Annotated in this window: 20 protein-coding genes and 1 tRNA gene; 15 read left to right on the top strand and 6 right to left on the bottom strand. The window is 58.6% G+C overall.

The genetic code is table 11. The features are described 5' to 3' along the window. Positions 1–25 precede the first annotated feature (25 nt). Together rpmA and rplU are read right to left on the bottom strand one after the other, a co-directional pair. The gene (rpmA, locus tag CO657_RS19895; RefSeq protein ID WP_054182302.1) at positions 26–295 is read right to left on the bottom strand and encodes a 50S ribosomal protein L27; all 270 of its coding nucleotides are present in this window, start codon (positions 293–295) and stop codon (positions 26–28) included. A gap of 33 nt (positions 296–328) precedes the next feature. Then, on the bottom strand, positions 329–646 hold the full coding sequence (rplU, locus tag CO657_RS19890; protein ID WP_003543907.1) for a 50S ribosomal protein L21: 318 nt from the start codon (positions 644–646) through the stop codon (positions 329–331). Between the two features lie 304 nt (positions 647–950). Here rplU and CO657_RS19885 point away from each other — a divergent pair. The 7 genes from CO657_RS19885 to CO657_RS19855 all read left to right on the top strand — a co-directional run bounded on the left by CO657_RS19885 (position 951) and on the right by CO657_RS19855 (position 6,659). Then, a tRNA-Ser gene (locus tag CO657_RS19885) sits at positions 951–1,040 on the top strand. Positions 1,041–1,325: 285 nt separating this feature from the next. Next, entirely contained in the window at positions 1,326–1,547 is a 222-nt protein-coding gene (locus CO657_RS19880) for a helix-turn-helix domain-containing protein (RefSeq protein ID WP_054182303.1), read from the top strand. A 241-nt stretch (positions 1,548–1,788) separates the two neighbouring features. Then, a complete protein-coding gene (locus CO657_RS19875) occupies positions 1,789–4,242 on the top strand; it encodes an AAA family ATPase (protein ID WP_054182304.1) in 2,454 nt (817 codons plus the stop codon). Next, positions 4,239–4,613 (top strand): hypothetical protein, encoded by a 375-nt coding sequence (locus tag CO657_RS19870; protein ID WP_054182305.1) that lies wholly within the window; start codon positions 4,239–4,241, stop codon positions 4,611–4,613. The genes CO657_RS19875 and CO657_RS19870 overlap by 4 nt, the downstream gene beginning before the upstream one ends. After that, the gene (locus tag CO657_RS19865) at positions 4,613–5,200 is read left to right on the top strand and encodes a hypothetical protein (protein ID WP_054182306.1); all 588 of its coding nucleotides are present in this window, start codon (positions 4,613–4,615) and stop codon (positions 5,198–5,200) included. The genes CO657_RS19870 and CO657_RS19865 overlap by 1 nt, the downstream gene beginning before the upstream one ends. Next, positions 5,200–5,526 carry a hypothetical protein gene (locus tag CO657_RS19860; protein ID WP_054182307.1) on the top strand — a complete coding sequence of 109 codons (327 nt, stop codon included), beginning with the start codon at positions 5,200–5,202 and terminating at the stop codon, positions 5,524–5,526. Before CO657_RS19865 ends, CO657_RS19860 begins: the two co-directional genes overlap by 1 nt. Before the next feature lie 149 nt (positions 5,527–5,675). Beyond that, a complete protein-coding gene (locus CO657_RS19855) occupies positions 5,676–6,659 on the top strand; it encodes a hypothetical protein (protein WP_054182308.1) in 984 nt (327 codons plus the stop codon). Between the two features lie 22 nt (positions 6,660–6,681). On the opposite strand, the gene CO657_RS19850 is transcribed toward CO657_RS19855, so the two are convergent. Beyond that, complete coding sequence (locus CO657_RS19850) at positions 6,682–7,302, bottom strand: recombinase family protein (RefSeq protein WP_054182309.1); 621 nt, start codon at positions 7,300–7,302, stop codon at positions 6,682–6,684. Positions 7,303–7,412: 110 nt separating this feature from the next. Beyond that, complete coding sequence (locus CO657_RS19845; RefSeq protein WP_054182310.1) at positions 7,413–7,736, bottom strand: hypothetical protein; 324 nt, start codon at positions 7,734–7,736, stop codon at positions 7,413–7,415. A 485-nt stretch (positions 7,737–8,221) separates the two neighbouring features. Between CO657_RS19845 and CO657_RS19840 the strand changes: the two genes are divergently transcribed. From CO657_RS19840 to CO657_RS19825, 4 genes are all read left to right on the top strand, one after another. Beyond that, a complete protein-coding gene (locus CO657_RS19840; protein WP_054182311.1) occupies positions 8,222–8,794 on the top strand; it encodes a hypothetical protein in 573 nt (190 codons plus the stop codon). Beyond that, on the top strand, positions 8,791–9,246 hold the full coding sequence (locus CO657_RS19835; protein ID WP_054182312.1) for a hypothetical protein: 456 nt from the start codon (positions 8,791–8,793) through the stop codon (positions 9,244–9,246). The genes CO657_RS19840 and CO657_RS19835 overlap by 4 nt, the downstream gene beginning before the upstream one ends. Before the next feature lie 7 nt (positions 9,247–9,253). Next, the gene (locus tag CO657_RS19830) at positions 9,254–11,515 is read left to right on the top strand and encodes a hypothetical protein (protein WP_054182313.1); all 2,262 of its coding nucleotides are present in this window, start codon (positions 9,254–9,256) and stop codon (positions 11,513–11,515) included. A 143-nt stretch (positions 11,516–11,658) separates the two neighbouring features. Beyond that, positions 11,659–12,933 (top strand): hypothetical protein, encoded by a 1,275-nt coding sequence (locus CO657_RS19825; protein ID WP_128715570.1) that lies wholly within the window; start codon positions 11,659–11,661, stop codon positions 12,931–12,933. Positions 12,934–12,972: 39 nt separating this feature from the next. Here CO657_RS19825 and CO657_RS19820 read toward each other — a convergent pair whose 3' ends face one another. Beyond that, positions 12,973–13,305 carry a DUF6804 family protein gene (locus tag CO657_RS19820; RefSeq protein ID WP_054182315.1) on the bottom strand — a complete coding sequence of 111 codons (333 nt, stop codon included), beginning with the start codon at positions 13,303–13,305 and terminating at the stop codon, positions 12,973–12,975. A 118-nt stretch (positions 13,306–13,423) separates the two neighbouring features. Here CO657_RS19820 and CO657_RS19815 point away from each other — a divergent pair, with 118 nt between their 5' ends. From CO657_RS19815 to CO657_RS19800, 4 genes are all read left to right on the top strand, one after another. Next, positions 13,424–13,924 (top strand): thermonuclease family protein, encoded by a 501-nt coding sequence (locus tag CO657_RS19815; protein ID WP_054182316.1) that lies wholly within the window; start codon positions 13,424–13,426, stop codon positions 13,922–13,924. Between the two features lie 103 nt (positions 13,925–14,027). Further along, positions 14,028–14,528, top strand: a complete 501-nt coding sequence (locus tag CO657_RS19810) for a Panacea domain-containing protein (protein WP_054182317.1) — start codon at positions 14,028–14,030, stop codon at positions 14,526–14,528. Continuing rightward, positions 14,525–14,875: a hypothetical protein gene (locus CO657_RS19805; protein WP_054182318.1), complete on the top strand. Its 351-nt coding sequence runs from the start codon at positions 14,525–14,527 to the stop codon at positions 14,873–14,875. Before CO657_RS19810 ends, CO657_RS19805 begins: the two co-directional genes overlap by 4 nt. Positions 14,876–14,911: 36 nt before the next feature. After that, positions 14,912–15,850, top strand: coding sequence for a DUF4238 domain-containing protein (locus CO657_RS19800; protein WP_054182319.1), 939 nt, complete (start codon positions 14,912–14,914; stop codon positions 15,848–15,850). Between the two features lie 75 nt (positions 15,851–15,925). Here CO657_RS19800 and ligD read toward each other — a convergent pair whose 3' ends face one another. After that, a complete protein-coding gene (gene ligD, locus CO657_RS19795; protein WP_054182320.1) occupies positions 15,926–16,975 on the bottom strand; it encodes a non-homologous end-joining DNA ligase in 1,050 nt (349 codons plus the stop codon). Positions 16,976–16,993 lie beyond the last annotated feature (18 nt).

Genomic DNA, 16,993 nt, shown 5'->3' with positions numbered 1-16,993 from the left:
CCGGCTGTTTTTGAGCACTACCGGCTTATTCCGCTGCTTCCGCTTTCGGCATGACAGACACGTAGACGCGACCGTTGGCCTTCGTTCGGTAGTTCACATTGCCGGCGGTAAGTGCAAAAATCGTGTGATCCTTGCCGAGGCCGACGTTGGAACCCGGATGCCACTCAGTGCCGCGCTGACGCACGATGATGTTGCCTGCGATGACGGCTTCGCCGCCGAACTTCTTCACGCCAAGGCGCTTGGATTCGGAATCGCGACCGTTGCGCGATGAACCGCCAGCTTTTTTGTGTGCCATTGGAGTTCTCCTTTAAACCCTGTCCCGTTGATCTTACTTGGCAGCCACGATGTCCGTGATACGGACGACCGTGTGATGCTGACGATGGCCGCGCGAACGCTTCGAATTCTGACGGCGGCGCTTCTTGAAGGCGATGACCTTCTTGCCGCGGTTCTGTTCGACGACTTCTGCCTTGACAGAGGCGCCGGTGACGAAGGGCGCACCGATCGCAGCGTCGGCGCCTTCGCCGATCACGAGCACTTCGGTGAATTCAATGGAATCGCCAGCGGTGGCTTCCAGCTTTTCGATGGTCAGCACGTCGTTGGCTGCCACACGGTACTGTTTACCGCCGGTCTTGATGACTGCGAACATTTTTTATCCTTTCATGTTCGTTCCAGCTCTCCCCGCTGTTTCAGCAGGGCGGCCGTCTTTTTATCAGTCTAGGTTAAGCAGGGATTTCAGAGGCTAATCCTCGAATTCGTCCTGCCGGTGAAGCCCCGCGCGAGCGCGGGACGGCTAAGGCACGGATTACTCCGAACCTAGTGCGCAGCCGAGATACGCGAGTGACAAAAAAGTGTCAAGGCAAAAGGATGGAATGCTTCGACTTTTCGGCTTGCCAACCTGTCATAGGCCCGTTATGAGAACGCCCGCGCCGAACAAGCGCCGACCAGACCGCGGAGAGGTGGCAGAGTGGTCGAATGCACCGCACTCGAAATGCGGCATACCTGCAAGGGTATCGTGGGTTCAAATCCCACCCTCTCCGCCATATTTTCCCGATAAGCCTCTGAAAATACTCCTATTTCTTGGCTGCAAAATCGCGCGCCCTAACGATCACCCTAATGCCAAAACAGCCCTAGCGGGCCGCTGATCTGTAACAAAAAGTGATCTCTCTCGGAAAAATCAAGATACTCCAACGGGTTGGCCTATGAGGTAGGGCACTGTGTATGTCACCTGTATGTCACTGTAATTGCTTAATAATATCCCCATTATCTTCCTATGCCACTGTGCTTCAAGTAGGTTCTCCGCATATTCACCTGACAGGAGACCCCAGATGTCGTCGATTACGCCAGCAGCACTCACCATAAACCAGGCGACAGAATATTTAGCCGTATCCCGTGCGCAGATTTACCGGCTTTTCCGGAGTGGCGAGCTCAAGCCGGCCAAGGTTGGCGGCCGCACTTTGATTCGTCGAGTGGACGCTGATGCACTTCTTTCCCGTGCGATCGAGCAGCCCCTGACGGTTGCCGCGGCTGGCAAAGGCATCATGGCGTAAGTGAGCGTCGGCCACTTTACCGCGGTGGCCTGCCAGACATCGCCGCGGCGATCACACGCGGAATGACTTCGACAACGAACCTAATCCCGACAAGCAGCAAGCGAGTTCGTTTCAGAATTAAGCCGGCGCGTACTGGAATACGCCGCCGGCTCGAAAGGAAGTCATGCAACATCAACATATAGACGCGCCGCCGAAAGATCAATCTAGGGGCAGTAGCATAGCCCTAGGCGACCTGCTCGGCATGAAGAACAAACCGATCAAAGAGCTGGCGCCCGATCCTGCCAAGCCTGCCCATATACATCAGCCGGCCGAGCTGAAAGCAGATCTAGGTCAAATCCAACGCTTCCTTGCACTCGCATTCAAGCATTGTGCTTTCGAGCCCGGCAGCGTCGCGTTCCGGGCGTTCGAACACAACCGCGCCAACACCTGTGTCATCAACGAGTGGGCGCCCTTTGACGCCAGCCTTGCGGAACGCGCTGCAGAGGCTGCCGCGAAAGTCGCCCGGCGGCCGGCCGAACAGAGCGCAGTATTCGCGCCGCCAATCGCCCTGTTCAGGAGCGAAACCCGCGCAGACGAGGCAAATGTCTCTTGCTGCCCGGTTCTCTCGGTTGAGATCGACGCGCGGCCCGACGCTACCTTACGCGAACTGGTTGCGGTGTTGGGCCAGCCCACGATCACGATCCACTCGGGCGGCGTTTGGACCTCGCAGGACGGGCGCCAGGAAAACAAGATCCACGCCCATTGGCGCCTTACATATCCTGCAACACGGCCCGATGAACTACGAAAGCTCAAGGCCGTGCGGCGAGCCGCGGCCATGCTGGTCGACGCCGACAAGAGCGCCGCGCCGCTAGTGCATCCAATGCGCTGGCCCGGCAGCTGGCACACGAAAACGACTTCGGCCCGTATGTGCAAGATCGTCGCGGAAGACGATTTCGCGGAAATCGATCTCGACGTCGCAGCCGAAGCGTTGCAGGCGGCGCTCGTCGATCGTGGGCTGCAAACGCCTGTTACCTCCGCGGCGTCGTCGGCGACCGGGTTCAAGACGGAAAAGGCCTGGAGCGAAACGGCTCTTCTCGACGCTGCGAAACTCATTCCGAACAATGATCTTGGTTGGGATGAGTGGAACCGGATCGGAATGATATTTTATGACGCGTCTCATGGCGATGCATCCGGGTTGGAAGCTTTCCTAAGCTGGAGCGAAAAGAGCGCCAAGCACGACGAGACAACCGCTGAAGCCCGGTGGGATCATTATTCATCGTCGCCGCCGAACAACCTTTCGGACCGCACGCTCCTTTACGAAATGCGCAAGGTCGATCCGCTCTACACGCTGCCGGCGGAAAGCAGCGACGTCGACACGTCTGACATTTTCGATATGCGACCAGCGCCGGGGCGACCCGATCGCAGCGGACCGAACCTCAAGTTCGTAAGCAGCCGCATCGATGCGAAAGGCATTCCCGTCCGTGAATGGATCGTCAGCCCTCGCTTGCCCTGTGGTGACGTCGCGCAGTGCGTCGGCGAACCCGGCGTTTCGAAATCCACGCTCATGTTGCGCGATGCCCTAGCGATCGCCAGCGGGCGCGAGGATATCCTGCGCGGCAAAGACGAGCTCGGCAAACCCATCAGCCCCGAACGGCTGCACAAGACCGGCGCCGTGCTCGTCTACAACGCCGAAGACCGTCTCGACGAGATGGAACGGCGCCTGGCCGCTGCGCAACGGCATTTTGGCGTCGAGGACACCCAACATCCTATAATTCTATGGTCCGGCGTCGACGGCCAAAAGCTGACCATCGTGCAGCGTGACAGCGACCGTTCGATATTGAAGCGCGCTGCCGGCGCGGACCTTCTCGAGCAGGTAATCCGAGCGCACGATATCGTGCTGGCGGTTCTCGACACTCAAATCAGCCTATCGGCCGGCAGCCACGAAAACAACAACGATGACCAGGATGTGTTGCTGCAGGAACTGGCAATCATCGCCGCCGGCGCGCGCTGCTCTATCGCCGTCGTCCACCATACGAGCAAACAGACGCGCCAGAACAAGGGCGACATGGGGGCCGGCCGTGGCGGCTTTGCTGCCGTGGGCAAGGTCCGATCGGCTTTCACGCTTGTTAATGTCACGGGCGCCGATGATGAAACGGGATGGGGCGTGTCTCCGGCCGATGGTTTGATCCGCCTCGACTACGCGAAGACCAGCCACGATAGAAAGCCAACCGCACCGATCGTGTTCCGGCGCGTCAGCGTGCCCGTCGGCAACGGCTCGGGCGCCAAGCCGGCTGCGGCGGCAGCGCTCTTCGACGAGAACCCGCGACAGGCGCTGCTGGCGTCCGGCGACTTCGCGCCGGTGCTCGACATCGTGAATGTCGAAACGCTTGCGGCGAACAAGAAGATCACGAACGTCGACAAGGCTAAGGCGGAAGCGATCGCTCGCATCGCCGCCGAGTTCATGGGCGAGCATACCGAAATGCAGTTGCCTGGCCTCTGGGAAGGGATGGGGGTCCGAATGCGGGAAACGGGGGTTATCAGAGCGGAAAAACGAGCATCAGTGACTGGAGAGATAACAGCCGCTCTCGCGGGGGCCGGCTGCGAAATCTTACTGGACGGGCAACCTGTCCTGATTAGGGCGTCAAAAAGATCTCCTTCCAAAACCGCACCGTGGTTTATCGAACGGATTTCGCTTGCCGCGGGTGAGCAATCATGAAGCTTGTCGCTCTTATCGCTAGCTTGTCGGCGACAAGCAAAAAGCGATATAAAATCAATAACTTAATGTCAAAATCGACTTGCTTGTCGCGCTTGTCGCTGGAAATCAAGCGACAAGCTCAAAAAAAACCCAACAAAATCAATGCTTATCGGCTTGTCGCGCTTGTCGCCCCTACGGGGAACGCTGGCGCCGACAAGCGGCGTCCCCCGGGGGTCAGCATGGGAAATTTAAGCCGGATTGAAAAACCAGGAAACAGGAAGGCCATCTGTAAGCCGGACAAATTGTCCGATGACGGCAGACACTTTTCACCGATGATCTCGCGATACCTCATAGGCCTTTTCCTCGGAAAGACCGCAGGAGACGTCTGCTGATGGCAAAGCGCAAAAGGAGATCGCGAGCCGTCAATCTGACGTCCTGGCAAAAGTCCGCCCGGTTTCGACAGATCGGAAGCGAGGCGATCAAGGCTTTCCACGCCATCCGGTATAAGCTGCCCAAATGCACCGCCATTGCGAAGGTATCGCGTGAGCGCTGTGGAAATCTGGCGATGACGAACGGCAAGTGTTGGTGCCACGGCGGGCGCACGCCATCGGGCGACGGTTGGCATAAGCCCGTATGGCCGGCCGACGGCCCCGGCGGCGAGCGCAAGCTCAATCGAAAACTGGCGGCTATTCAGCGGAGCTCGAAACGCCGAGAACGCAAGCTTGCTAAAGCCTCTGCCGAAGAGCGACAGAAATACGACGTCTGGCAAAAGAGCCATCATCCGGGATCGAAAGCGGATCGCGCCAGGAAACGCAAAGAGCGGCAGGACGCGGCGGCTTTTAAGGCTTCGACCGAGGCGTCGGCGAAGCCCCCGTCAAACCCCGAACTGGACGAACTGGAGAGGGAACTTGCCGCCGCGCGCCGGCGCGCTGCCGCTCTCGAAATCAACCTAACAGGCAACAGAGGAATATTCGGCTAATGAAAACGATAAATCGTGAGCAAAAAATGCAGGAAGCCCGTGACGAGGTTTTGGCAGAGCTTCCACAAATCTGCAGGGACATGCTCAAGCTCGTGCGTGATCCCAAGATGCCACCTACCTCGCGCGTCCAGCTCGTCGGCCACTTGTTTCGAGTGGGGGGCCTCTATGAAACGGACGAAAAAGACCGTGAGAAAGAGCCCTACGAGATGACGGCGAAGGAGTTGGCGGCAGCATTGGCAGCGGCCAGGGCCAACGCCGAAGCGCTGGAACAAGGCGCGTTTGATGAAAACCTGGAAACAGATGACGATAGTGACATCCTTGCCTAGACAGCAACGTCGTTTCGAATTCGATCTGTCGCGGTGCCTAGAGTGGACTGAGACGTCTCTTCCTCTGTGGATGAACGTTTAACGTGTCATCCAGCCCATCGTGGACGTGCTAGTTTCCGGTTTCGAACTATGCATAGCGGAGTTAGCAGGTGGAAAATCGGCCGGTCGAGGAATGGCCGCAGATTTCAGAAAAGCACTGGTACGTGCTCGCGATCTGTTTGGTTGTAATCGGTTTATCGTTAGGAGTTATAGCTGCGGCATGGGTGTTCAACAGCGGCGACTTAGCCACTATGAAAACCAGGACCGAAATCGTCATGCCGTTCGGGGGATTGCTCTTGGCGCTAGTCACCTTCTGCACGGTGGCTTGGCGCGGCATGGTGACATCGCGACAGGCCGATCAGCAACGACGCCAGAATGACGCAAATGACGATGCGAATTACGCTAAGTTGCTGCAGGAAGGCGCGAAACTAATAGGCGAGAACAGCAAGACAAGTCATAGCCTCGCGGGCATCTCGTCACTGGAAATTTTGCTCAACGACGACAAGCGCCGCTATGCGATCCAAGCTATGGATCTGATCGCCGATTTTTACATTGCTGAAGGAGAAATGCATCAAAGCAGAGCTGTTGTTGCGGCCCGTCGCGCCTTGGTTAACGGAACCCAGCTTGGCATCACTTCAACGATTCATGCACATTTCAAAACGGACGACAGCGAACTGAAATGGCCGGGCGTAGCCGGCTTCCGCCAGCAAAACTACACCGGTGGGGTCCTCACGCGAGAAGCGTTCTCGGTGATCTCAAAAGATGCATTCTTCGTGGAAAAGGCTAGGATTGTACTTTCCAAGATCGACGCCGATCATGCAACCTTCAGCCGCTGCACATTTGACCGATGCCAAATTCTCCATCTCGACGACTTAGACTTTATGCTTTGGGAGAACAACTTTCAGGCCTGCGAACTGTCTGGATGCGTCTTTGGCGATGACCCCGCAGATCTGGCTGTTAAGTTGCATCTCACTGCTAACGGATGTTGGTATGACGTCGCCAATCCGCCTCGATACAAAGATTTTTCTGAGTGGGATAAGCTGCTTCTGATGAAGCGTCGTGACGAAAAAGGTCTCCTTCGGCCGGTTAGTTGAGGGCCGCTTCCGTGGAATATCTTCATTTGACTAAAGTCCCCTTTTGCCGGCGCACCAATCGACTAAGCGTCGATCGCGAGCAGCCAGTCGCAGCAATGATGTTCGACCAACTCTGGCCGGCCGTCAGCATCTTCAGAATTGCCTCGTTGCGCTTTTTGTCTTCAGGTCTACCGGTATACCGACCCGCCTGTTTCGCTTTTTCGATACCCTGCGCCTGACGGCGGCGCCGGTCGGTATAGTCCTTGGCGGCGACAGCCGCGAGCACGTCCAGCATCATCGCGTTAAGCGCGGAATACATTCGGCTGGTGAATTCGTCAGCCGCGATAGCCTGATGGCTCGTCGGTAGATCGAGGCTGACCACACGTACGCGCCGTCGATCGATCTCGGTTTTGAGTTTGCCCCAATCTTCCGTTGCCAAGCGCGATAGACGATCGACCTGTTCAATTAGCATGACGTCGCCGGCGTTGCTGTCTCGCAGCAGCCGAAAGAGCTCGGGCCGGGCGAACTTAGCGCCCGATTGGTTTTCGGTGTACGTGCCAACGATTTTCAAACCGCGTTCATCGGCGAATTTCCGCAGCTCATTTTCGGCACGTGTCGCGTCCTGTTCGGAAGTGGATGCACGAAGATAAATACGAGTGTCCATTTTGGCCTCGGTTCGTTTTGGGTATTCATACGAAACCGGTTCGCTTTGGAGCTCGAAAGAGCCCCGAAGCGAACCGGATTAGCCAGTTCTCTTAAGGTGTACTCAAAAAGCTACCGGCTCAGCACCGCGCCGATGACGCCTTCGCAGATCTTTCTTACGGACGGGTTGTCGGTGTGGAGACCCAGCACTTCGAGCTCATCTTGCCATTCCGCAATGCCCTCCCTGTCGCCAGTTTCGGTCGATTGAAGAAGAGCGTGAGTGTATTTCAGGGCCAACTGCAATTGGCTGATAGATGACATCTCCAGGCCGTAGAGAGGCCGGATCTCGCATGTGCCGTCTGGCGATTGGTAATTGACCTTTTCGCCGCGGTGGTACGCGTCGCGAAAGACATCGAAGTCGATAAGAGTTTTAGCCTCGTTAGAAGATGCGCGCATTTTTTGTTTCCTCGGTTTGGTTTCGACGAGGGGATAGTCATATGGGTGGTTCGTTAAGTCAACAATATATCCGTGTCTGTCAGGCGCGTTTTAACTACGACGTTGAAATACAATCGAACAAAATGCTTTGTATGCCTTTGCGTATTCGTGTCTTCCGACATCGCACTACTAGCCTACAAATAGTCTTACGCCACCACCCCGGCACCCGACCCCTGGCTATACTCCGCCGGCGCCAACCGAAGCGGCGGCCGACGCCCACACAAAAATTCGCCCGGCCGGAACTTTCGGAAATTCTGTCCGACCCTCACGTTCAACCTATTATTTTACTTGAAAAAACTCCCCAAAAAGCGTAGCTTCCATTCATCCGACATGGGCGGGAACTCGGAAACCCGCATCGCCTCTCTCAGATCTTGAGAGAACGTTCAACGACCTCAACCCAATCACAGAATTTGTGTTGGCTTTGTCGTCCGTTTTGTCGGGTTTCCATGCAAAAACTGCTCACTCCGCCGCCAATAGCCGTCCCGCAAGCCAGGGCCGAAGAAACCTTCTTCGAAGACACCTGCCCGCCCGTTCCGGCTGCCGGGCCGAGCCGCGAAGAAAGCGAGCGAGATTATTGCGTCGACAGGATCGATGACGAGCTGACCTTCGTCACGCGCGACGATGACGTCTGCTATCACGGCTCAAACGCGCTCTCGATTTTGAGCGAGCAGATCCGTCGGCGCGACTTGCTTCCGATCTCCCGCCAGCAGGCTAACCGGCTGCGCGCCCGTCTGCAGCTGGCACGCGACGCGCTCCTGCCATTCTTTTCGGACGAGAACCAGCGACGCATGACCGTCGGCCTTACGTCGGCCGAGAAGTTCGTCGACTGGTGGGCTTTGTCCAAAGAAAGGCGTAAGGCGCAGCCGTCCTATCTCGGCCGCGAACATCGCCTTCGTCTTCGTTGGCTCCAGAACGCGCTTCATAATTTGTGCATCGAGGACGAACTCGCCGAGAGCGCCAGCAGCCGGCAGGCCAACGTGATCGCGTCTCTGAAATCGGGTGCGGGGGCTGCGTCATGAGCCTGTTTGATTACTTCTCTTACCTTACCGAAGCACGTTGCCGCTTCTCACGGATAGCCGGCGGCTGTGATCCAATCGAAAATGCATTCGGCGGGCTCGATGCCGTTCTGCAAGCGGCGGCGGCTGAACCCAAAGCCGATTTACCCGAACAGGTGGAAGAACTGGGCGCCATCATGCTGCGAGTAACGCCGCTCATCGCCGAGGCTGCGGGCGAATGGGTCGCCCGAGAGCTGATGAACATCGGAATGACCGCTGCGATAGCGCTGGTGACCGGCCCCGCGGACGATCCACTCAGATACGATAAGCAGTGCTATGTCGCGCTTTTGCGCTGCGATCTCGGTGCGGCCATCTGCCGGCGGGAAATTGCACGGCGTGGCGATCCGCTGGTCCGCGCTATCGGCGTCCAGCGTGCCTGGTCTGCTTCCGATAACAACGAACATTCGCTGCAGTGAGGTTATGATGGCCGAAGATCAGTGGGCAGTATTCCGCACTGCGCCGGCGACAGCCTCGACGCAGGGCCCGTGGACGAAGTACGCCGCGCCCGCCGCTGCAGGCAACGACCCGTGGGCCGGGTTCCGCACCGCTCCGGCGGCAGGTCCGTGGGCGAAATACGCCGCGCCAGCGCCGGCATCGGACTATGTCCAGCCGGCCCCACCGCCCGGCGAGATCATCCACGGCAAGGACCGGTCGTATATCTCCGATCACCCGGAGATCAACACGACACGCCCCGCTGATGATCCGACAGGTCGCGACACGGCGGTCACGATGGACGCGCTGAAGACGCGCGGCAACAACGCCGATAGCCTAGTCGACAACATTCTTCGCAAGGAAGCACCGCTCGGCCAGGGTTATCTGTTCGGTGGCGCTGATGAACTGACGTCGTTGATTGTCGGCGGCGCCAACAAGCTGATGGGCGGCGACTTCACGGATAGTTTTTCTCGCGCGCAGGAACTGCAGCGCCAGGAGCTCGCGCGCCAGCGCGAAGAGCACCCGATCGGCAGTGTCGCTACGGAGATCGTCGGTGGCCTTGGTTCCGGCATCAGCTTGGCGAAGAACGGCGTCACGGTCGTCGGTCGCATGGCGAACAACGGTCTGCGCAACATTATCCCGCGCATGATCGCCGGCGCCGGCGAAGGGGCCGCTTACGGTGGTATCTCCGGCCTGTTCGGGGCTGACGGCGGGATGCAAAATCGCACCAACCAGGCTATCGAAAATCTTCCGATCGGCGCAGCGCTCGGCGCAGCGGCCGTGCCCGCTACCGATCTGGTCCGCGCGATCTTCGGCCGCGTCGCGCCGATATTCAACCGCAATCCGGACGAGCGTGGCGATACGCTCACGGCGCGCCGCCTCATGCAGGACAATCAGACGCCGGAAATGCTCGCATCGGCCGTCGAAGAGGCGCAGGCCGCCGGGCAGAACGAATACCGTGCCGTCGACGCAGCGGGCCGCAACTCGCAGCGTCTGGTCGCTATGGCCGCAAAAACGCCGGGCGAAGCGCGCAACGGCATCGTCGATGACCTAACCAACCGCCAGGAAGGCCAAGCGGGCCGTATGCGCACGATCGTCACCGACGCGCTCGGCCAGGGAGACAACGCCTTCCAGACCGAACGGTCGATTATTGCCGCCAGGCAGGCCGCCGCACAGCCGCGCTATGACGCGGCCTACGCCAACCCGGCACCGCAAGGCCAGTTCTACACGGACATGCTCGGCCGCCAGTCGGTGCGCGAGGCGTTGCCCGTGCTCGAGCGGACGGCGGCAGAACGGCAGATGCCGATCACCGATCTGTTTACCGAAGTGCCGAGCCCTAACCCGCAGACGCAGGAGGTTCCGACCGGGCTGGTAGACGCGGCCGGCAACCCGATGACGCGCACGGAAACCGTCAATTCGAACGTCCGCATCCCGACGGCACGCGGATGGGATTTCATCAAGCGCGAGCTCGATGCCCGCGTGAACCAGTTGTACAATTCCGGCGACACGACGGCGGCCGAAGCCATCAAGGAGACGCGTAACGCCCTGCGCGAGCAGCTGGCGAACGACGTGCCGGGCTATCGGGAAGCGCTCGCCAATTATTCCGACAACTCGGCCGCGCTCGAGGCCGTGCAGACCGGTCGCGATCTCGTCACGGCAGGCAACGCCGACGAGGCGCGGGCCGCCTATGGCGCGCTGAACGAAGGCCAGCGCGATCTGGCGAAGACGGGCGCGGCCCGCGAGCTGACGCAGAAGATCGACAAACCCGATCTCGGCCGCGACCGGACGCGAATTTTCAACACGCCGGACATGCAGGGCCGCATGGACACGCTTGTCGACGATCCGGTCGTCCGGGCGTTGTTCGGCGATCGGCTCGGCCGCGAGCAGGACATGGCCCGCGCCGCGCGGACGATCACCGGCGGCTCGAGCACTTACGAGAACTTCGCCGATGGCGAGGCCGTCGGTGATGCGGGCAGCGCGATCATAGCGCTGATGACCGGACACCCCATCCGTGCCGCAAGCATGCTAGGCGGCCGGGCGCTGAATACGTTCACGCGAGCTGCGACGGGTATGAATGACCAGGTTGCCGGGCGCATCAGCGACTACCTGATGAGCACCGATCCGGAACAGATCCGCTCTCTGGCCGATCTGTTCACCCGCGCGCAAAACCAGGCTCATGCGCCGTCAATCGCGCCGGCGGTGATCAGCGCTGGCGCCAACGCGCCGCGGTCTGGAAGCGGAGACAAACGGTAATGGCGAAGCTCCCCACGCTGATTTCCTGGCAAAGCCGCGGCGGCACCAATCGATAAGGCACAGGTATTCCGATGGCAAATCCGAACCCTTACACACCGAGCTATTCGTTTTCCGGCTGGCAGACGGCCAATCCGGAGAAGCCGTTGCCGGCCCCGCAGCTCGATAACGAGCTCGCGAACGTCTCGACGTCACTCAATGCCGCGATCACGGGCCTGCAGGACGTCCGGCGCTCCGACGGGCAGCTGAAGAACGGGATCGTCACGGTAGAGAGCCTTTCGCCCTCGCTGAACGTCGGGTTCACGCTGCGGGGCGCGTGGGCCAGCGGTCAGCACTATCTGGCGGCCGACGGCGTGGTCTACAACAGCAATTTCTACCGGGCGCTGGTGGTGCACGACAGCACGAACGCCAACCGGCCGGATTTGAGCCCGACGACCTGGCAGCTGCTGTTCTCGATCGCGTCGATTTCCGGCGCCATGTCTGCCTTCGTCTACGATCCGAACAACCACATGGCTGACGTGTTCGATCGCGCCAACCACACCGGCACGCAGGCCATTTCGACGGTCGTCAATCTGCAATCTTCGCTCGACGCCAAACTTAGCATCGCCAATTTCTCGACGACGCTGACCACGTCGCTGCCCGGCGTGCTGAATGCGGCGACGACGAAGAACGCGCTGGCCGATGCGGACAAGATGCCGCTTTTGGACAGCGCCGACAGTTTCAGCCTGAAGGGCTACACGCTCGCCGATCTGATCAATAGCATATTCACGACGGCCCGGACGATCACGAATGCATGGTTCGCCGCGGCGACGTTCCGGCTGCGGGCGCCGTCAGTGGCCGTCTATCAGCTTTTCGACGCTTCGGCGCTGACCGCCGACCGGACGCTGAAGCTGGCGAACCGGAACACCGATCTTGGCAAGCTCGGTATGGAGCTTCTAGCGGAAACGATCGTTTCGACGCCGGTTGCTGCGGTCGATTTCCCGAATGTGTTGTCCAGCGCTTTCGATCTGTATTTCATCGAGCTGACCGACGTGTCGCCGAGCACGGCAGCGGTCCTATCCATGCGCATGTCGATCGACGGCGGCGCGAACTGGCTGACGTCCGGTTATAACTATGCGTCGGTCGTCTCTCTAGTTTCCGGCGCCAATGGAGCGCAGGTCACAGGCGCGGCGCAGTTCGTCGTTGCCTCCACGAACATGCTTGCGACGAATTCCGCCCTGTGCGCGAGCATGACGATGCACAGAGCCCCAACAAGACGCCATTTCGAACAAAATGCATTCTTCACTAATAGTTCCGGCGACGGAGTCTATTGTGGCATCGGCGGCGTCATCAGCCAGGCAGCCGACAGCATCCGGTTCTTTACGGGCAGCGGCAATATCACTTCCGGGCGCTTCCGGATCTACGGCGTCAGGAAGGGATGACGGGTCAGTAGCGTGCGATGATCAATGAAGCTCGCGCGGTCAATCTGCATTCGTTTCGGTCTTTGTCGCTGCTGCCAATAACCGGGCGCTGTCATGCCACGCATACCAGAACATCCCTGCGGCGACGAGGTCGAGAACAAACCAGCTCCCCCTATCGAGGAAAATCGGCACTACCGGGTTCCACAGTACCGCGACCAAGAGAAAGGCGAGAGCCCATCCTGTCATCTTCGCTGCGTTTCCGGAGTACCTATAAGCGAGATGGAGCGAAAAACCAGCGACAAGCCATCGAAGCAAGATGTAACAGCCGTATGGCAGCGGCAGAAGCGCCAAAAGCAGGGCGCCAACCGGCACAAGCAATAGATTGTTTTTCATGATTTCCCCCCGAGCACACTTCCGGAGTTCATAAAATCGAGCGCGCCAGCAGGCAAGCACTGAACAGCTTGGCCTTCGACTTAGTCGCCCAACAGTAGCAGTACAGGAAACCCGATCTATGAAAATTGGCGCTTTCGCGATCATCATCGTTCTCGCATCGTCTTCCGCTGTCTGCGGAGAGGAGATCACCGGCCGGGCGTCCGTTGTTGACGGCGACACGATCGATATCAACGACACGCGAATTAGGCTGAACGGCATCGACGCGCCGGAGAGTTGGCAGAAGTGCCGGCGTGCGGATGGCGCGGAATATCGGTGCGGCGCCGCGGCGGCTTTCGCACTGGATAACTTCCTGGCGGCGTCGCGCCCGACGCGCTGCGAGCAGATCGACGTCGATCGCTATCACCGCGTCGTCGCCAACTGCTTCCGCGCAGACGGCCAGAACGTCAACGCCTGGCTCGTTCGCACTGGCAATGCCGTCGATTGGATCCGCTACAGCCACGGCGCTTTTGCTGACGAACAAGGGGCAGCAAAATCTGAACGCTTGGGGATCTGGCGAGGCGAGTTCGACCTGCCTTGCGAAGTCCGTGCAAGAAAAATGGGGCATCGACTCACCTGTTAACGGGAGCAGCACAACTCTTTTCCAAGGAGTCAATGTTAAAATTGGCATATTACACGTGAATCGCTTATCTAGATGTCAAGCGTTTGAATGAAGGAGGTGCGTTGTGCCGTATTCTGCAAAGGCAATCGCAAACGCCATCCTCAACAAGGCTGGTGAGGATGGCCAGAAAATCACCCATCTGAAGCTTCAAAAGCTTCTTTATTACGTATGTGGCTACTATGTTGCCGCTACGGGAAAGCCCCTCATCGACCACACCTTCGAGGCGTGGGAGTATGGGCCTGTCGTGCCTGAAATCTATCAAGAGTTCAAAGCTTATGGTGGACAGCCGATCACGTCTTTAGCGACTGAGGTAGATTGGGAACAAGGCACTTGGACCCCGGTGCCGATGCCGACAGAGGACCGAGCTTTGAACAAAGTCCTCGACTTTGTCATGAAGAACTACGGCAAGTACACGGGCGCCCAATTGTCCGACATGACCCACAGGGATGGCAGTCCCTGGGATGTCACCCGGAAGGAGAATCCCGGTATGCGAGGCGTGGATATTCCTCTGGATCTGATAAAAAATCATTTCGCCCCCATGATCCGCGTCAAGGGCAATCAATGAGCGACGATATTGAATTCGAAGTTGAGGAGGCTCCGGCGGGGCCTCTTTCTGCAAGAGCTGAACAAGAAGCGCAGCAATTCCAACGTCAGCCTCCGAAGCCGAATACAGCGATGATTCCGCTTTGGAAGAACGGCCATCTCGCTTTCAATCCTGAAAGCAGCGTTTCAATATTTGCCCTGATCGCACTCGTCCTGCTTCTGCTGACCGTTTTGATATCCACATTCGTCGGAATTTGGGTCGGCGACACCCAATGGATGGCAGCGTTGGCTAATGCCCTCGGGCATGCGGTGACAGGTGTCGTAGGTGCTATCGTCGGTTCATCGGTTGCAAAGAAGAGCAACGATTGAACACCAACGCTCAGTTCATGTTGCAGAAAAAATGCAATGGCCCTGTCCAATAACCCTTCTCACGACCATCATTTTGTCCCGGTGTTTTATCTGGAAAATTGGGCAGACCCGCATACCGGGAAGGTCACAGAGTTCAAGAAGCGGTACAATGGTGTCTTGCCGCGCCTGACCGCGCCGAAAGGAACCGGATATAAGAAGTTCCTCTATGACAGTGACGATGGGTCGGCCGTGAGCTTAGAGGCATCGTTTATGATGCCTGCCGATACGCACGCAGCCGAAGCATCGAGATTGATGTTAGCCAGCAGGGTCAAGATAGACTGGACGCAAAGGCAGAGAAGTGGATGGTCACGCTTCATGATGGGTATGTTGCTGCGACACCCCGAAGATGTTGCAGAACTGGCAAGGTTAGTTGATGACGATTGGACCAACCTATCTCAGACAATGCAGGACAGATATTATCAATATCGGGAGCCCGAAATGCCGAGCACCGCCGAAGAATGGTGGGAGCAAAACCGTTCCGAGTTCCGAGAAAAAGCTCGACTGAAGTGGCACCGTGACCTGATAGATCACAAAGGCATCGGAAGGCGGCTGAACTCGATGAGTTGGAATGTCGCCAATGTCACAGACTCAAAGCATATTCTCCTTACGTCGGATCGACCGGTTATAATCAACGGGGCCATTAGCGATCGCGACGTCTCGATAATGGTTCCTCTGAGCCCGACTAAGCTTTTCATCGCAGTGCGAGATGAAAAAACCCTCGCGCAGATTACAGGTGAAAGCCCCACACAGCTTGTTGCTCGCGTCAACCGGCAGGTTGTCGCCAATGCACGAAGTTTCGTTTTCGGCTCCGACGCTCGTTACGGAGAGTTCATCAAGAAACATTTCGCCACGTCCAACGAGTCAAGCCTTATGCAGAAGCTGGCCGAGAAACGCAGGTTGGAACGATTAGCTAAGCAGCCAACGCCCCCGCGATAATAGTGGTGGCTCGCACCGGGAGCGTCACGGACCTGCCCGAGTGTGAGATGCGGCGGTGCGCCAAAAGGCTTTCGCTCACTCGATCTCATGGATCGATGCTCGGTCAGCCGGATCCCGTAGCCCCTTGTAGCTCGCATGCCGCAGCTTCCCGTCGTGCGTCCAGGCTCGATATTCGATCTCGACAACAAGCTTTGGATTGACAAAGACCGCGCTGCGCTTTCTTCCGGTATCAACAGCGGACTTGCCGATGATCAGCTTGTCCATCTGCTCCCGCAGGTCGCCGGCGGAACGTTCGTTGAACCCGGTTCCGACGCCGCCGACATAGACGAGATCGTTTCCTTTCCGCGCAGCGAGCAGCAGCCGGCCTATTCCGCCGAACGACGCAGTCGACTTTTCATAACCGACGATCACAAAGCTGCCGCTCTGGACACATTTGATCTTCAGCCAATCGCCGAGCCGACCGCTGCGATACGGGCTGGCGCAATCTTTGGCGATGATGCCTTCAAGACCATGATTGCAGGCGATGCGCAGAAGCGTTTCGCCATCCGCTTCAATCTCTTCCGACAGCCTGATCGCTTCCTCGCCGCCGGGCGGCACCAGGTCCTCGAGGAGATGGCGCCGCGAGCTGAGTTCAGTCGCTCTTATGTCGTGGCCGTCGAAATAGAGCAGGTCGAACGCCATCAGGATTGCCTCGCGAGACTGTCTTGCGCCACCTCGCCCGCCGAGAGACTGCTGAAGCATGCCGAAATCGGACCGGCCTTGCGCGTTGAGCACGACGGCCTCGCCATCCAATATCGCGGTGGAGATCGGCAGGCGCTTCGCCTCGGCCGCGATTGCGGGGAAGCGATCGGTCCAGTCATGGCCGCCCCGCGTCAGGATGCGCACGCCTGATGGTTCGATGTGGACGGCAAGCCGATAGCCATCCCATTTAATTTCGAACGTCCACTGCGGCCCCTTCGGCGGCCGTTGCTTCGGCAGCGCCAGGCACGGCTCAATGCGTTCCGGCATGGGATCGAAGGGAAGTTGCGGTTGGGCAGAGTCGCGGCGCCGGCGCGGCCGGCTACGGAGCGGCGCTTCGGTGTCACCGAGCAGCGGCTTGGCAGACTTGCGAGGCGGCTTAGTCATGCCCGCAGTTCATCAGCA

Origin of the sequence: Rhizobium acidisoli, from assembly GCF_002531755.2 — a bacterium.
GTDB classification, from domain to species: Bacteria; Pseudomonadota; Alphaproteobacteria; order Rhizobiales; family Rhizobiaceae; genus Rhizobium; species Rhizobium acidisoli.
The sequence above is the reverse complement of the archived record's forward strand: the minus strand, read 5'-3'. Positions and strand labels throughout refer to the sequence as shown.

Excerpts from the sequence above, each read along its gene's own strand:
- rpmA (WP_054182302.1), bottom strand. The coding sequence starts at position 295 with ATGGCACACAAAAAAGCTGGCGGTTCATCGCGCAACGGTCGCGATTCC.
- rplU (WP_003543907.1), bottom strand. The coding sequence starts at position 646 with ATGTTCGCAGTCATCAAGACCGGCGGTAAACAGTACCGTGTGGCAGCC.
- CO657_RS19880 (WP_054182303.1), top strand. The coding sequence starts at position 1,326 with ATGTCGTCGATTACGCCAGCAGCACTCACCATAAACCAGGCGACAGAA.
- CO657_RS19875 (WP_054182304.1), top strand. The coding sequence starts at position 1,789 with ATGAAGAACAAACCGATCAAAGAGCTGGCGCCCGATCCTGCCAAGCCT.
- CO657_RS19870 (WP_054182305.1), top strand. The coding sequence starts at position 4,239 with ATGAAGCTTGTCGCTCTTATCGCTAGCTTGTCGGCGACAAGCAAAAAG.
- CO657_RS19865 (WP_054182306.1), top strand. The coding sequence starts at position 4,613 with ATGGCAAAGCGCAAAAGGAGATCGCGAGCCGTCAATCTGACGTCCTGG.
- CO657_RS19860 (WP_054182307.1), top strand. The coding sequence starts at position 5,200 with ATGAAAACGATAAATCGTGAGCAAAAAATGCAGGAAGCCCGTGACGAG.
- CO657_RS19850 (WP_054182309.1), bottom strand. The coding sequence starts at position 7,302 with ATGGACACTCGTATTTATCTTCGTGCATCCACTTCCGAACAGGACGCG.
- CO657_RS19845 (WP_054182310.1), bottom strand. The coding sequence starts at position 7,736 with ATGCGCGCATCTTCTAACGAGGCTAAAACTCTTATCGACTTCGATGTC.
- CO657_RS19840 (WP_054182311.1), top strand. The coding sequence starts at position 8,222 with ATGCAAAAACTGCTCACTCCGCCGCCAATAGCCGTCCCGCAAGCCAGG.
- CO657_RS19835 (WP_054182312.1), top strand. The coding sequence starts at position 8,791 with ATGAGCCTGTTTGATTACTTCTCTTACCTTACCGAAGCACGTTGCCGC.
- CO657_RS19830 (WP_054182313.1), top strand. The coding sequence starts at position 9,254 with ATGGCCGAAGATCAGTGGGCAGTATTCCGCACTGCGCCGGCGACAGCC.
- CO657_RS19820 (WP_054182315.1), bottom strand. The coding sequence starts at position 13,305 with ATGAAAAACAATCTATTGCTTGTGCCGGTTGGCGCCCTGCTTTTGGCG.
- CO657_RS19815 (WP_054182316.1), top strand. The coding sequence starts at position 13,424 with ATGAAAATTGGCGCTTTCGCGATCATCATCGTTCTCGCATCGTCTTCC.
- CO657_RS19805 (WP_054182318.1), top strand. The coding sequence starts at position 14,525 with ATGAGCGACGATATTGAATTCGAAGTTGAGGAGGCTCCGGCGGGGCCT.
- CO657_RS19800 (WP_054182319.1), top strand. The coding sequence starts at position 14,912 with ATGGCCCTGTCCAATAACCCTTCTCACGACCATCATTTTGTCCCGGTG.
- ligD (WP_054182320.1), bottom strand. The coding sequence starts at position 16,975 with ATGACTAAGCCGCCTCGCAAGTCTGCCAAGCCGCTGCTCGGTGACACC.